The organism is Streptomyces incanus (genome assembly GCF_042656345.1).
GTDB classification, from domain to species: Bacteria; Actinomycetota; Actinomycetes; order Streptomycetales; family Streptomycetaceae; genus Streptomyces; species Streptomyces incanus.
The window spans coordinates 96,842-110,502 of record NZ_JBHSPC010000036.1 but is presented as its reverse complement, the minus strand read 5'-3'; the positions used below and the strand labels follow the sequence as shown (position 1 = coordinate 110,502).

At 72.4% G+C, this 13,661-nt stretch carries 10 protein-coding genes; 5 read left to right on the top strand and 5 right to left on the bottom strand.

Going from position 1 to position 13,661, the window contains the following annotated elements; all coding sequences use genetic code 11:
• Nucleotides 1–198 precede the first annotated feature (198 nt).
• The 5 genes from ACFP2V_RS13990 to rfbC all read left to right on the top strand — a co-directional run bounded on the left by ACFP2V_RS13990 (nt 199) and on the right by rfbC (nt 6,729).
• Nucleotides 199–1,953: an ABC transporter ATP-binding protein gene (locus ACFP2V_RS13990; protein ID WP_381210819.1), complete on the top strand. Its 1,755-nt coding sequence runs from the start codon at nt 199–201 to the stop codon at nt 1,951–1,953.
• Nucleotides 1,954–2,154: 201 nt separating this feature from the next.
• On the top strand, nt 2,155–2,520 hold the full coding sequence (locus ACFP2V_RS13985; RefSeq protein WP_381210816.1) for a nuclear transport factor 2 family protein: 366 nt from the start codon (nt 2,155–2,157) through the stop codon (nt 2,518–2,520).
• Nucleotides 2,521–3,394: 874 nt separating this feature from the next.
• The gene (locus ACFP2V_RS13980; RefSeq protein ID WP_381210813.1) at nt 3,395–3,820 is read left to right on the top strand and encodes an SRPBCC family protein; all 426 of its coding nucleotides are present in this window, start codon (nt 3,395–3,397) and stop codon (nt 3,818–3,820) included.
• 359 nt (nt 3,821–4,179) lie between these two features.
• Nucleotides 4,180–6,117: a glycosyltransferase family 2 protein gene (locus tag ACFP2V_RS13975; RefSeq protein WP_381210810.1), complete on the top strand. Its 1,938-nt coding sequence runs from the start codon at nt 4,180–4,182 to the stop codon at nt 6,115–6,117.
• Between the two features lie 3 nt (nt 6,118–6,120).
• A complete protein-coding gene (gene rfbC, locus ACFP2V_RS13970; RefSeq protein ID WP_381210803.1) occupies nt 6,121–6,729 on the top strand; it encodes a dTDP-4-dehydrorhamnose 3,5-epimerase in 609 nt (202 codons plus the stop codon).
• On the opposite strand, the gene ACFP2V_RS13965 is transcribed toward rfbC, so the two are convergent.
• The 5 genes from ACFP2V_RS13965 to ACFP2V_RS13945 all read right to left on the bottom strand — a co-directional run bounded on the left by ACFP2V_RS13965 (nt 6,719) and on the right by ACFP2V_RS13945 (nt 13,250).
• Nucleotides 6,719–7,522 carry a class I SAM-dependent methyltransferase gene (locus ACFP2V_RS13965; RefSeq protein ID WP_381210800.1) on the bottom strand — a complete coding sequence of 268 codons (804 nt, stop codon included), beginning with the start codon at nt 7,520–7,522 and terminating at the stop codon, nt 6,719–6,721. The genes rfbC and ACFP2V_RS13965 overlap by 11 nt on opposite strands.
• On the bottom strand, nt 7,519–8,397 hold the full coding sequence (rfbD, locus tag ACFP2V_RS13960) for a dTDP-4-dehydrorhamnose reductase (protein WP_381210797.1): 879 nt from the start codon (nt 8,395–8,397) through the stop codon (nt 7,519–7,521). Before rfbD ends, ACFP2V_RS13965 begins: the two co-directional genes overlap by 4 nt.
• Nucleotides 8,394–9,383 carry a dTDP-glucose 4,6-dehydratase gene (gene rfbB, locus ACFP2V_RS13955; protein WP_381210794.1) on the bottom strand — a complete coding sequence of 330 codons (990 nt, stop codon included), beginning with the start codon at nt 9,381–9,383 and terminating at the stop codon, nt 8,394–8,396. Before rfbB ends, rfbD begins: the two co-directional genes overlap by 4 nt.
• Nucleotides 9,380–10,447 carry a glucose-1-phosphate thymidylyltransferase gene (locus ACFP2V_RS13950; protein WP_381210792.1) on the bottom strand — a complete coding sequence of 356 codons (1,068 nt, stop codon included), beginning with the start codon at nt 10,445–10,447 and terminating at the stop codon, nt 9,380–9,382. Before ACFP2V_RS13950 ends, rfbB begins: the two co-directional genes overlap by 4 nt.
• A gap of 352 nt (nt 10,448–10,799) precedes the next feature.
• Complete coding sequence (locus ACFP2V_RS13945) at nt 10,800–13,250, bottom strand: SpoIIE family protein phosphatase (protein WP_381210789.1); 2,451 nt, start codon at nt 13,248–13,250, stop codon at nt 10,800–10,802.
• Nucleotides 13,251–13,661 lie beyond the last annotated feature (411 nt).

The following is a 13,661-nucleotide window of genomic DNA, read 5'->3' as shown; positions in this document are numbered from 1 at the left end:
GGTGCTGGCTCCTTCGTCTCCTGATGTACGTCCTCCGACCCTACGCGACCTGCCGGGGACCCGGCCGGTGGGCTCCACGGCAGGTCGGGGCGTGTTGGCCGGGAGTTTTCGTGCCGGGTGCACAAGAGCGGTCCCGGCGCGCCGCGGGCGGACCGCGGCGACGTAGCCTGAGCTCTCCGCCGACGCCGAGGGAGCGACGTGAGCATCGCAGCGCAGAAGTCCGGCCCGCCCGCCTGGCGGGCTCTCCTCGGTTACGTACGGCCGCACCGGTGGGCCCTGCTGGGCGGCGCCTCGCTGTCCCTGCTGACGGGGGCGACCGGCCTGATGCTGCCGCTGGTCGCCCGCGACCTCATCGACGACCTGTCGGGCGACCGGGCCATCACCGGCGCGCTGGTGATGATGTCGGCCCTCGTCATAGCCAACGCCGCGCTGGGCGCACTGGGTTCGTACGTGCTGCGACGCACCGCCGAGTCGGTGGTGCTGGGGGCGCGGCGCTCGTTGTCGTCGTATCTGCTGCGGCTGCGGATCACGGCCGTGGACCGCAGCGAGCCGGGTGACCTGATGGCCCGCATCACCTCCGACACCACACTGCTGCGGGAGGTCACCACGGACTCGCTGGTGGGCCTCGGCACCGGCGGTCTGACGCTGATCGCGACCATCGCGCTGATGGGTTTCGTCGATCCGGTGCTGCTGGGGGTCACCCTGGCCGTGATCGCGGGCGCCGGGACGGTCCTCGGGCTGATCGTGCCGCACATCAGCCGGGCCAGCCGGCAGGCGCAGGACGCGGTCGGTGTGATGGGGGCCTCGCTGGAGCGGGTGCTGGGCGCGCTGCGCACGGTGAAGGCGTCCGGCGCCGAGCCGCGGGAGGAGCGCGCGCTGCACGAGGCGGCCGAGGAGTCGTGGCGGCAGAGTGTGCGGGCCGCCAAGTGGTCGGCGGCGGCGGGCAACACGGCGGGGCTCGCGATGCAGGTCGCGTTCATCACGGTGCTCGCGGTGGGCGGGGCGCGGGTGGCGACGGGCGCCATCGACATCGGCACGCTGGTGGCGTTCCTGCTGTTCGTCTTCTACCTCATGATGCCCATCCAGAGTGTCGTCGGCGCGATCACGCAGTACCAGACGGGCAGCGCCGCGCTGGCCCGGATCCAGGAGGCGCTGCGGCTGCCCGCCGAGCCTGCCGCGGGGCCCGCGGCCCTGCCCACGCCGGGGGCCGCGCCCGCCACGCTCGCCTTCGAGGACGTGCGTTTCCGTTATGCGGAGGATCTGCCGTACGTGCACCACGGGGTGACGTTCACCGTGCCCGCACGGGGCATGACCGCGTTCGTCGGCCCGTCCGGCGCGGGCAAGACCACCGTCTTCTCCCTCATCGAGCGCTTCTACGATCCGGATTCCGGGGTGATCACCCTCGACGGGCGGGATCTGGCCGACTGGGAGCTGTCGCGGTTGCGGTCCTCGATCGGCTACGTGGAGCAGGACGCGCCCGTCCTGTCGGGTTCCCTGCGCGACAACCTGCTGCTCGGGAACCGGGAGGCGGACGACGACGAGGTGGCTCGAGTGGTGAAGACGACTCGGCTCGACGGTCTGGTGGCCAGGCTCCCCGAGGGGCTCGACACGCTGGTCGGGCATCGCGGCACCAAGCTGTCCGGCGGCGAGCGCCAGCGGGTCGCGATCGCCCGCGCGCTGCTGCGCAGTCCCCGGCTGCTGCTGCTCGACGAGGCCACCTCGCAGCTCGACGCGGTCAACGAGGCGGCGCTGCGCGACACCGTCGCCGATGTGGCCCGGACGACGACGGTGCTGGTGGTCGCGCACCGACTGTCCACGGTGACGATGGCCGACCGGATCGTGGTGATGGACGCGGGCCGGGTCCGCGCGGTCGGCACGCACCGGGAACTGGTGACCGCCGATCCGCTGTACGCGGAGCTTGCGGCCACGCAGTTCCTGGCGACCAGCGGGTGATTCCTCCCGGCCGTGCGCCCCCGCCCCGGGGCGGTGCGGGGGCGCGGCCGTCGGCTCTGGACGGCGGGGGCCATCCGCTCGCCCGGGGCAAGAAGAACGCACGGGCCGCCCTTGCCGTACGCACCGGGCGGGGGGAGGCTCGTAGGTGAGGCCCGGCGTGGCCCGCTCCGGACCGGGCCGAGGCCCTCGAAGGAGGTCATCATGGCAGCCTCGGCAGAATCCCGCTTCGGCACCGACACCCTGCGCCGAGGGCTCGAGGCCCCGACGGCCGCGCCTCTGAAGGCGCTCTACGCGGACGACGCCGAAGTGCGCATCGTGGACCGCAACACCCAGCCCAGCCATCCCATGGTGCTGCGCGGCCGGGACGAGATCAACACCATGCTCGACGACGTCTACAGCCGTGACATGACGCACCGGTTGGAGCGGTGCGTCGTCCAGGACGACCAGGCCGCCTTCAGTGAGACCTGCGTGTACCCGGACGGGGTGCGGGTGTACACGGAGTCGATGGTTTCGCTGCGGGACGGAAGGATCATCGAGCAGACGATGGTCCAGGCCTGGGACGACTGAATGCTCGCCCCCACGAGTGAGGGGGGCTCCTGGCTCACGCCGCTCGCTCGGCGAGCGAGCGAGTCTTACTCGATCAACACCAGCCTGGTCCGGACCTGTCTGGAGGAGCATCGCACGGGCGGAGTCCTCGTCTCGGGGGGAGACGGTTCCGCACGCGGTGCGGGCGCAGGTGCGTTCCGACAGCGGCAGTGCGTGCTGGGTTCCCGCTCCGCACCGCGTGCAGTCCATGGTGGTGTGCGCGGGATGCACCAGGCGCACGTCCCGCCCGTGCCTGCGACCCATCTCGAGCAGGGCCCGCTCGGTGGCGCCGATCGCCGCGTCCGCGGCCTTGCGGGCCATGAACGTCCGGGCGAGGAACTTCGGGCGGACGTCCTCCACCGCGATCACGTCATGGTCGCGCACGATCTTTTTGGTCCATTTGCGGGCGGTGTCCTGCCGCTGCCGGGCGTTCCCCGCATCCGTCTTCGCCCGCAGCCGCTTCGCCTCCCGGTGGCCCTTCGATGCGGCCTGCCCCCTGGCAGGTCTGCGGCGGGCCGTCATCCGGCCGTAGCGCGCCGGCTCCTCCCTGCCCTCCCGGCCGTGCTGAGTGTGCGGGAGGTCGTGGGCGTCGCTGGTGGTGGCGCCGGCGCCGCGCGGCGAGGTCCGGCGCACGGCACGGCGCCGGCCTGCCCGGCACGGGGGCGTGGATCCGGGCCGTGTCCCACCGAGTGGTGCAAGCGATCACGGGCTTCACGTTCCGGCCCGGGGCACCTGGCGATCTCCGCGGAGACGGAAGCACGTGGAGCGCCCCGTCGAGGCGAGTTGAACACCCGGTCCGGCGGAGCCACCGTCCCCGCCCCGTGCATTCCGGCGCCCTGATCGGCCGCACCACCCGGTGGGACGCCATCTGGATCCGCACCGGACCGTGCGGGAGCTGCTGCGGCGGGGCGGCGTCACGGCGGTGTCGGTGCGCACCGGCCTGACGGTGACCGGGCGGCCGGCGCAGTTCGGTCGCGGGGTGCCGACGGAGGTCGGCGAGCGGATCATCGGCCGGTTCGCCGCCTGCCTGTCCGAACAGCTGACGCAGCCGGCCGGAGCAGCCGATACGACCGGTACAGCCGATGCGGCCGACACGTCGGGGGCGGCTGTCGCAACCGGTGCGGCGCAGGCCGTCCGGCGTGCCGAGACCCCGCCGGACGAGCCCCCCGGCCTGCTGCGCACCGCCGGTCCGCCGGTCGCCAAGCGGGCCGCCGCGGTGCTCGCGGGCGCCGTCGTACCGGGCCTGCCGGTCGCGCGGATCCGCAGGCGGCGCCGCCCTTGACACCAGGGCCGACAAATAGATGCAAAAGGTATGTGTGAACCATGTCGGTGCGGGTAGGCGGCGTCGTAGCACCTTCGATTGCGGAAGGAGGTCTGTGAGAAGCGCATCTACTCGCAGCGTCCGGGCCGCTTCCACCGACACGAAGCGGTCCGGCCCTTCGAGCGTCGGCCCTGCAGGCGCCGGCCACTCATCAAATACCCTTTTCCGTACGCTGATCGCTCCGGCGTGCGAGGGACGATCACGGCACGGTCTCGGCGGCGTTTGAAAGGCGGGACCGGGGTGGCCACGGGGTTACGATCGGGCAACGCGCACCAAGCCGCCCGTTCGACGGCAAGCGACCCGAAGGGCCACAAATCCAGATGCCGGTCAAGGTCAGCGTCATCGTCCCCGTGTACAACCCGGGGATCTACATCGAGGACTGCATCTCCTCGCTGCGACGGCAGTCCCTGCCTCCCGAAGAGTACGAGGCGATCTTCGTCGACGACGGTTCCACCGACGGGACTCCCGCACGGCTCGACCGGCTGGCCGCCGAGGACCCTCGGATGCGGGTGATCCACCAGGAGAACTCCGGCTGGTCCGGCAAGCCGCGCAACGTCGGGATCGCCGCCGCCCAGGGCGAGTTCGTGATGTTCGTCGACAACGACGACTACCTGGGCGACGAGGCCCTGGAGCGGATGTACGCGTACGGCGTGGCCAACGGCGCGGACGTCGTCGTGGGCAAGATGGCCGGCAAGAACCGCAGTGTGCCGGTGGAGCTGTTCCGCCGCAACCATCCGCGGGCCACGGTGGGGAACGCTCCGCTGATCGACAGCCTCACCCCGCACAAGATGTTCCGCCGGGCGTTCCTCGACGAGATCGGACTGCGTTTCCCCGAGGGGCGGCGGCGTCTGGAGGACCACGTCTTCGTCACCGAGGCGTATCTGCGCGCGGCCAATGTCTCCGTTCTCAGCGACTACGTCTGCTATTACCACATCCGGCGCGACGACGCCTCCAACGCCGGTTTCCAGCGCTTCGATCCGGCGGGTTACTTCACCAACCTCCGCGAGGCGCTCGACGTGGTCGAGCGCCACACCGAGCCCGGCCCGGTGCGCGACCGGCTGTTCCGCCGATGGCTGCGGGTGGAAATGGTGGAACGGCTGCGTGGCCGGCGGCTGCTCGGTCTGCCGGACGACTACCGCAGGGAGTTGTTCGGCGAGATCCACAAGGTGGTCGTCGAGCGGTTCGGACCCGCTGTCGCGGCCGGGCTGCAGCCGACGCAGCAGGTGGTCGCCTCGCTGACGGCAGCGGACCGGTACGACGACGTGGTGGCCTTCGCCGAGTGGGAGGCCGGGGTCGCGCCGACGGCGGCGCCCACGAGCGTGGAGTGGGAGGGCGGTTCGCTGTGCATCGGCTTCACCACCGAGTACGCCTCCGCGGGCGCGCCGATGACGTTCCCGGCGGATGCCGTGCGTACCCCGCTGGCCGATACACCGAAGAACGTGGAGGAAGCGGTGACATGGGTCGGCGCGGAGGCCGCGGCCCGCTTCGACGAGGCCACCGCGGATCTGCTGCTGCGTGAACGCTCCAGCTCCGCCCAGCACTTCCAGCCCGTGGAGTTCACGCGGGAGACGGTTGTGGCCGACGGCGGGGAGCAGGTGCGGCTGGTGCTGCGGGCGACGGCCACGGTCGACCCGGGCATGCTGCCGGGTGACGGGATCTGGGATGCCGTCGTGCGGGTCAAGCTCGGCGGCTGGACCAAGGAGTGCCGTCTGGGCCCGGCCCCGCGTGCCACCCGCCCGGAGCCGTATGCGGGCGTCGCCGCCGGCCGGGCGGTCCTGCCGTACTGGACGGAGCCGCACGGCAATCTCTCTCTGGACGTCGCGGTGAAGGGCAGACGGCTCGGCCTCGGCCAGGTGCGGCGGCCGGACGTCACGGTCTCCGGGACGCGGCTGCGCGCCCGGATTCCGCTGCACGCGGCGGACGGCACGCCGGTGCGGCTCCGGTTCACCTCCGCGGGCCGGACTCTGTACACGCCGGGCGCGCTGACCGCTGAGCCGGAACGGCCGGGGTCGCGGCTGGGGGCGACGCTGCCCTCGGGTCTCCCCCGCGGTGTCTGGCGGGTGGCGCTCTGCCTGGACCCGGATGCCGCCGAACCGCGGTTCGACGGGCTGCCGTTCGCGCTCCGCTCCGGCCGGGGCGGGGTGCTGGTGGTGCGGGTTCCGCGCCCCGGCGCCGTGGAGAAACTGGCGCGCAGGGCGCGGCGGGTGCTCGGCGTCGCCCGTGCGAGGGTGGCGCCGCTGATCAGAGGGAGGCGGTGACCGGTGCGCGCACTGGACCTGGAGGGTGCCTGGGTACTGGAGCCCAAGGTGTTCCCGGACGACCGGGGCAGTTTCCACGAGTGGTTCCGCGGTGAGGAATTCCGCGAGGCGACGGGGTACGACCTGTCCCTGGCACAGGCCAACTGCTCGGTGTCGCGCCGGGGGGTGCTGCGCGGGGTGCACTTCTCGGAGGTGCCGCCCGGCCAGGCCAAGTACGTGACCTGTGTGCGCGGCGCGGTGCTCGACGTAGTGGTGGACCTGCGGGTGGGGTCACCGGCGTACGGGAGCTGGGAGGCCGTGCGGCTGGACGACGACAGCCGGCACGCGGTGTTCCTCGCCGAGGGGCTGGGGCACGCCTTCATGGCACTCACCGACGACGCGACGGTGGTGTACCTGTGCTCGACGGGCTACGCGCCGGGCCGCGAGCACGGGGTGCACCCGCTGGACCCGGCCCTGGGCATCGAGTGGCCGCAGGGCATCGCCCCGGTGCTGTCGCCGAAGGACGAGCAGGCTCCGACGCTGGCCGAGGCGGAGCGCCTCGGCCGGCTGCCGTCGTACGAGGCCTGCCGCGCACGCTACGAGGAGCTGCGCGGCAGGGGGCTCAGCGGCTGACGCCGACCTGGTCGAGCGCGCGGCGCAGGGGCTCCCAGCCCAGGCGCCGCGGCAGACCGCGGTTGCGGGCCTGGGTGAGCGGGCGCCAGAAGCCGGCCTCGATCAGCGCCTCGGGCGGCACCGCGCCGGCCCGCTCCAGGATCGCCTCGGGCACCTTCTGCGGGTCGGGCACCTTGTACTCGGCCATGATCTCGTCGTACTTGTCGTGCAGCACGGTGTTCTCCGGGTCGGCGCCGAAGATCACGAGCTGGCCGGTCGGCTGGGTGTCGACGAGGACCGTCACCAGATCGGGACGGTAGCGCGCCAGCACCTCGGTGATCTTGTAGACGTCGCCGGTCCAGGCCGTGGTGTGGCGGTCCCGGGCGGCCTCGTCGACGCTGCGCGGCAGCATGTCGTCGAGGACGATCACGCTGGACCAGTCGGAGTGCTTCTCGACGTTCATGAAGTCGCGCAGGGCGTATTCGAACAGGTGCATGCCGTCAATGAAGGACAGGTCGAGCGTGGTGCGCCGCCAGTGTCCGACGGGGCTGCGGCCGCGGCGGAGGTTGCGCAGCGGGTGTCGGCCGCCCTTGAGGTGGGCCAGCGGGTTGTCGCGGGCGAAGAAGTCGTCACTGGTGGCCTTGACCAGGTGGACGTCGCACTTCAGTTCCGAGACGACCTTGAAGGCGGGGTCGACCGCGATGCTGGGGACGCGTGACAGGCGCAGGCTGCGGCCGTCGTTGACGCCGATCTCCAGGTAGTTGCGGTTGGCGCTGGCCTTGTGCAGTGCGCGCAGGAACTCATGGCGTTTCACGAAGGGGGACTCTCCTTGCGGATGCGGGGCAGTGCTTCGTGCAGGGCGACGCGCCAGTCACGCGGTGCCGGCAGGCCGATGTCCTGCCAGCGGTCGTGCGCGAGGACGCTGTACGCGGGGCGCGGTGCGGGCCGGGGAAAGGCCGCTCCGGTGGTGGGCCGTACCCGGTCGGGGTCGGCGCCGATCAGCCGGAACACTTCCCGGGCCAGGTCGTACCAGGTGGCCTCGCCGGAGTTGGTGGCGTGCAGGACGCCGTGCACGTCGTCGCCGACGCGGGGGCCGAGGTCGGCCACGCGGGCGGCGACGTCCGCGCTCCAGGTGGGCTGCCCGCGCTGGTCGTCGACGACGTCGACGGTGGGGCGGCGGGCCTCGAGACCGATCATCGTCCGCACGAAGCTGGTGCCGTGAACCCCGTACAGCCAGGCGGTGCGCACGACGGCGCTCGCGCCGGGCAGTTCCTTCAGCACGGCGCGCTCGCCGGCCAGCTTGGAGCGGCCGTAGGCGGTACGCGGGGCGGTCGGGTGGTCCTCGGGATAGGGGGTGGCGCGGGCGTCGCCGGAAAAGACGTAGTCGGTGGAGACGTGGATCAGCCGGGTGCCGTGCGTGGCGCAGGCGCGGGCCAGCAGGCGCGGTCCGTCGCCGTTGATCAGGGTGGCGCGCTCCTCGTCGGTCTCGGCGTCGTCGACGGCCGTGTACGCGGCGCAGTTGACCACGATGCCGGGTCGGTGCTCGGACAGCGCGCGCTCGACGGCCTCGGCCCGGGTGATGTCGAGGGCGGCCCGGTCGAGGCCGGTGGCCTGTTCGCCGCGCCGGGTCAGTTCGTCGACGGTGTCCCGGCCGAGCATCCCGCCCGCACCGGTGACCAGCCATTTCATGGCTTTCCTCCGCTGAGGCGCTGCTTGAGGGGCTCCCACCAGGCACGGTTGTCGCGGTACCAGGCGACGGTCTCGGCGAGGCCGGTGGTGAAGTCGTGACGGGGGCGGTAGCCGAGTTCGTCGCGGGCCTTGGTCCAGTCGACGGAGTAGCGCAGGTCGTGGCCCTTGCGGTCCTCGACGTGCTCGACCCGGTCCCAGCCGGTGCCACAGGCTTCGAGGAGGAGGCCGGTGAGGTCCTTGTTGGTGAGTTCGGTACCGCCGCCGATGTTGTAGACCTCGCCGGCCCTGCCCCGGGTCCGCACGAGGTCGATGCCCGCGCAGTGGTCGTCGACGTACAACCAGTCGCGGACGTTGAGGCCGTCGCCGTAGAGCGGGACCTGTGCTCCGTCGAGGAGGTTGGTGACGAAGAGCGGGATCACCTTCTCGGGGAACTGGTGCGGGCCGTAGTTGTTGGAGCAGCGGGTGACGCGGACGTCCAGGCCGTGGGTGCGGTGGTAGGCGAGGGCGAGCAGGTCGGAGGATGCCTTGGAGGCGGAGTAGGGGGAGCTGGGTTCGAGCGGGTACGCCTCGGTCGCCGAGCCCGACGCGATCGACCCGTAGACCTCGTCGGTGGAGACGTGCACGAAGGTGTCCACGCCGTGGCGCAGGGCGGCATCGAGGAGGACCTGGGTGCCGAGCACGTTGGTGAGGACGAAGTCGGAGGCGGTGAGGATGGAGCGGTCGACGTGCGACTCGGCGGCGAAGTGGACCACTTGGTCCGCCTCGGCGGCCAGTTTGCCGACGAGGTCGGCGTCGCGGATGTCGCCGTGGACGAACTCGAGGCGGGGGTGGTCGAGTTCGAGGTTGTCGAGGGTGCCGGCGTAGGTGAGCGCGTCCAGCACCGTGATCCTCGGCGCGTCGGCGGCGTCGGGCGCGTCGGCGGCGAGCAGCGTACGGACGTAGCGGGAGCCGATGAAGCCGGCGGCTCCGGTGACGAGGAGGTTCATGTGTGGATCTGCACCTTGCTGTGGTCTCCGAGGACGAATCGGTGGGCGCTGGGGACGCTGGGGGCCGGGGTGACCTCGACATGACGGCCGATCAGTGAGGACTCGATGCGGCGGACACCGTCGATCGAGGAGTCCCGCAGCACGATGGAGAATTCGAGTTCGCTGTCGGTGATCCGGCAGTTCTCCGCGACGGAGGTGAAGGGGCCGACGTAGGAGTCGGTGACGACCGTGCCGGAGCCGATGATGGCGGGACCGACGATGCGCGAGTTGCTGATGCGGGCCCCTTCCTCGACCACCACCCGGCCGATGGTCTCGGAGGCGTCGTCCACCTCGCCGTCGATCCGGCGCTCGATCCCTTCGAGGACCGACCGGTTGACCTCCAGCATGTCGACGACGTTGCCGGTGTCCTTCCAGTAGCCGTGGATGACCGTGCAGCGCACGTCGGTGCGCGAGTCGATCAGGTGCTGGATGGCGTGGGTGATCTCGAGTTCGCCACGCCAGGAGGGCTTGACGGCACGCACCGCCTCGTGGATGGCGGAGGTGAACAGGTAGACGCCGACAAGGGCGAGGTCGCTCCGGGGACGCTCGGGTTTCTCCTCGAGGCCGATCACCTGTCCGCTCGCGTCGAGTTCGGCGACGCCGAAGGAGCGGGGGTCGGCGACGTGGGTGAGCAGGATCTGGGCGTCGGGCCGGTGCCGGCGGAACTCGTCGACGAGTCCGGTGATGCCGCCGACGATGAAGTTGTCGCCGAGGTACATCACGAAGTCGTCGTCCCCGAGCCAGTCGCGGGCGATCAGCACGGCGTGTGCCAGCCCCAGGGGCCGTTCCTGGGGGATATAGGTGATGCGCAGGCCGAACTTCGATCCGTCGCCCACCGCGGTCTCGATCTCCTCGGCCGTGTCGCCGACGATCATTCCGACGTCGGTGATGCCGGCGTCCGCGATCGATTCCAGCCCGTAGAAGAGCACGGGCTTGTTGGCCACGGGGACCAACTGCTTCGCCGAGGTGTGGGTGATCGGCCTCAGCCGGGTGCCGGCGCCGCCGGACAGCACGAGAGCCTTCATCTGCCTCACCATAGTGGTGCGCGGCCCATGGAACATCACTTGTTTTGACGGTTCATTACGAAATCCCCGATGAGATCCGTCCAGTCGCCGTGCTTCCGGCCGATGACCGCTGGTTCGCGCCGCGCGGGGACGCCCGACTCGTCTGTCGGGCGCGTCGGCCCGTCCCGGGCCGGTGCGTCAACGCCCGTGCGCGGGCGGCGGGTTCCCGCGGTGCGGTCCGGGCAGCTCGGGTGCGGAGGTGGACCGGACCGGTGGCGGCGGGCGCGGGACCGGGCCGCGCACTCGTCGGCGTGTCACCCGAAGGGATGACACCGGTGCCGGGAGTGTGGTCGGCGGCCGGGACGGCACCTGCTCACCGGCGCGTGCCGAGTTCGGCCCACACCTGTTTGCCGCCGCTGACCGGCAGCGTCCCCCAGGCCGCCGACAAGGCCTCGACGAGCAGGATGCCGCGGCCGCCGGTGGCCTCCCAGCCGATGCTGCTCGGCTTGGCGGGACTGCGGGGCGATGCGTCGGCGACCGCGAGGCGGAGCCGGTCGCCGACGAGGGTGAGGTCGAGGCGGACCGGCCCCTCGGTGTGCACGAGCGCGTTGGTGACCAGTTCGGAGACGACGAGCAGGGCTGTGTCGAGGTCCTGGGTCACCCCCCAGGAGCGCAGAGTGCGCCGGGTGAATCGGCGGGCGTGACCGACTGCCTGCGGCACCCGCCACACCGTCCAGGTCTCCCGCAGCGGTCGCAGGGTCATGCCGTCGTAGCGCATCAGCAGCAGGGCGACGTCGTCGCTGCGGGGGGCCTTGCCGAGCAGGCCGTCGGCGACCAGCCCCAGGTCGGTCGGGTCGGCGGCGGCCAGCCGGCGGGCGAAGTGGTCCATGCCCTCGTCGATGTCGGCCTCGACGGACTCGACCAGGCCGTCCGTGGTGAGGGCGACCACCGTGCCGGGCCACAGCCGGAGCGGGCTCATCGGGAAGTCGGCCTGGGCCATGACGCCCAGCGGCGGGCCGCCCTCCGCCTCCGCTATCTCGGTACGGCCATCGGGATGACGCAGCACCGGCGGCAGATGCCCGGCACGTACGCACCAGGCGGAGCCCTGCTCCAGGTCGACGTCGACGTAGCAGCAGGTCGCGAAGAGGTCGCTCTCCATGTCCACCAGCAGCCGGTTGGCGTGCGACACCACCACGTCGGGCGTGTGCCCCTCGACGGCGTAGGCGCGCAGCGCGGTGCGCATCTGGCCCATGAGGGTGGCGGCGCCGGCGCTGTGGCCCTGGACGTCGCCGATGACCAGGGCGACATGGTTGTCGGGCAGCGGGATCACGTCGTACCAGTCGCCGCCGAGTTCCAGGCCCGCGGTGCTGGGCAGGTAGCGGGTGACCGCGACCGCGCCGGGCAGCCGGGGCAACCGGCGCGGCAGCAGCTGGCGCTGGAGCATGCCGACCAGTTCGTGCTCGGCGTCGAAGGCCCGGGCCCGCACGAGAGCCTGTCCGGCGAGGCCGGCGACGGCGGTGAGCAGGGCGCGTTCGTCGGCGCCGAAGTCGTGGGGGGCGTCCCAGCCGATGAGGCAGGCACCTGCCGTCCGGTTGCCCGCGGACAACGGCAGCATGGCGAGACCGCCCGGTCCGACCTCGGCGAGGGAGGTCTCCAGGGAGCTGCCCGCGGGCCAGATCCGGGCCCGGCCCTCGCGCAGGACGGCGGCGAGGGTCGGCATGGTGCGCACGGGCGCCTCGGGCCACTCCGCGCGCCACTCCGCACGCCACAGGTCGGGCCAGGCGTCCGGTTCCGGCGGGTCGAGGACAGTGACGACGAGCCGGTCGCTCTCCAGTTCGGCGACCGCGATCCGGTCGGCCCTGAGCGGCCCGCGCAGGGCCGCGACCACGGCCTTGCCGACGTCACGGACGGTGACCGAGCCGGCGAGTGCGACGGCGAGGCGCTGGACCCGGGCCACGTCGGTGACGTCGGGGCGCAGCGTGGAGGCGTCGGCGACGGAGCCGACCAGACGGGCCGGCCGGCCCTCTCCCCCCGGCACCAGCCGGCCGCGCAGTCTGAGCCACTTCGGGGGGCCGGCGGGCTGCACGACCCGGAACTCCAACTCGCGCTCGCCGATGGTCAGGTGATCGGACTCGACCACCGACATCACGGAGGGGAGGTCCTCCGGCACGGTCAGGCCCATGAGGGTCTCCACGCGGTCGTCGAAGTCGTCCGGGCCGAGGCCGAAGAGGTCCAGGATGTCGTCGCCCACCCGGACCCGTCCGGTGTCCATGGAGAGGACGAAGGCACCCGGTGGCGGCTCGCCGGCGCCGTCGGCCGCGGGCGGCCCGGGAAGGGCGACCGCGTCGGCGACGAGCCCGAGGCAGACGCGGTCGTCGGTGTCGAAGCCGCCGGGGCGCTCGCTGACCGCGAGCAGGCAGCCACCGGCATCGTGGCGCACGGGCAGGGCGGCGAGGGAGAAGTCGCGGGCCGGGACCCGCCGTGCCTGGGCCTGGGCGGCGAGTTGCTCGGGGCCGAGCCACACCGACCGCCCGCCGCGTACGGCCTCGGCGGCCGGGGAGTGGCCGGCGACGGAATAGCTGTCCCGCATACCGCACAGCGTCCGCGGGATTCCGGCCGACTCCACCAGGTGCAGCTGCTCGCCGTCCTCGCTGGGCGTGTACACGGCGACGAACGCGGCGCCGGCGAAGACCAGGGCCTGCTCCAGGACCCGGCGGACCCGTTCCGGCGTGTCCGGTCCGGTGGTGAGCGTCGTGAGGGCGCCTTCCGCTCGCAGCGTTCTCGTGCTGCGTCCCGCAGCGTCCTCACCGACCACGTTGGCCATTACAGCGCTTATACGACAACTGCGCAGCCCCTGCGGCATTCCGTCGCCCTCCGGCGGGGCGGAGGGGTGCGGAGCGTGACACGGGCACGGCACCGGGGGACGGGCCGGAGGCGGACAACCGGCAGCGGGGCGATGCACTGCGGGGCTGCTGCGCTCATCGTGCGCGACGCGTCCGCAGGGAGAAGAGCGGGTTTCCGGAACCGGTGACGCAGCCGTGCGAGAAGGTGGTCGGCGTGTCCGAGGAGGCGTCCTCCGCGCCGGGCCCGGGGCGCGTGAGGGGGCCGGCTGGACGACGTGGCGCTGCTGCCGCAGGCGCAGGCCGCGGGCTGAGCACACCTCGGCTCTTGGCGTGCGGGGCGGAACGCCCGCGCATGTCGGCGTGCCGCCGCCCTCGGTCCACCACGGTGTGCC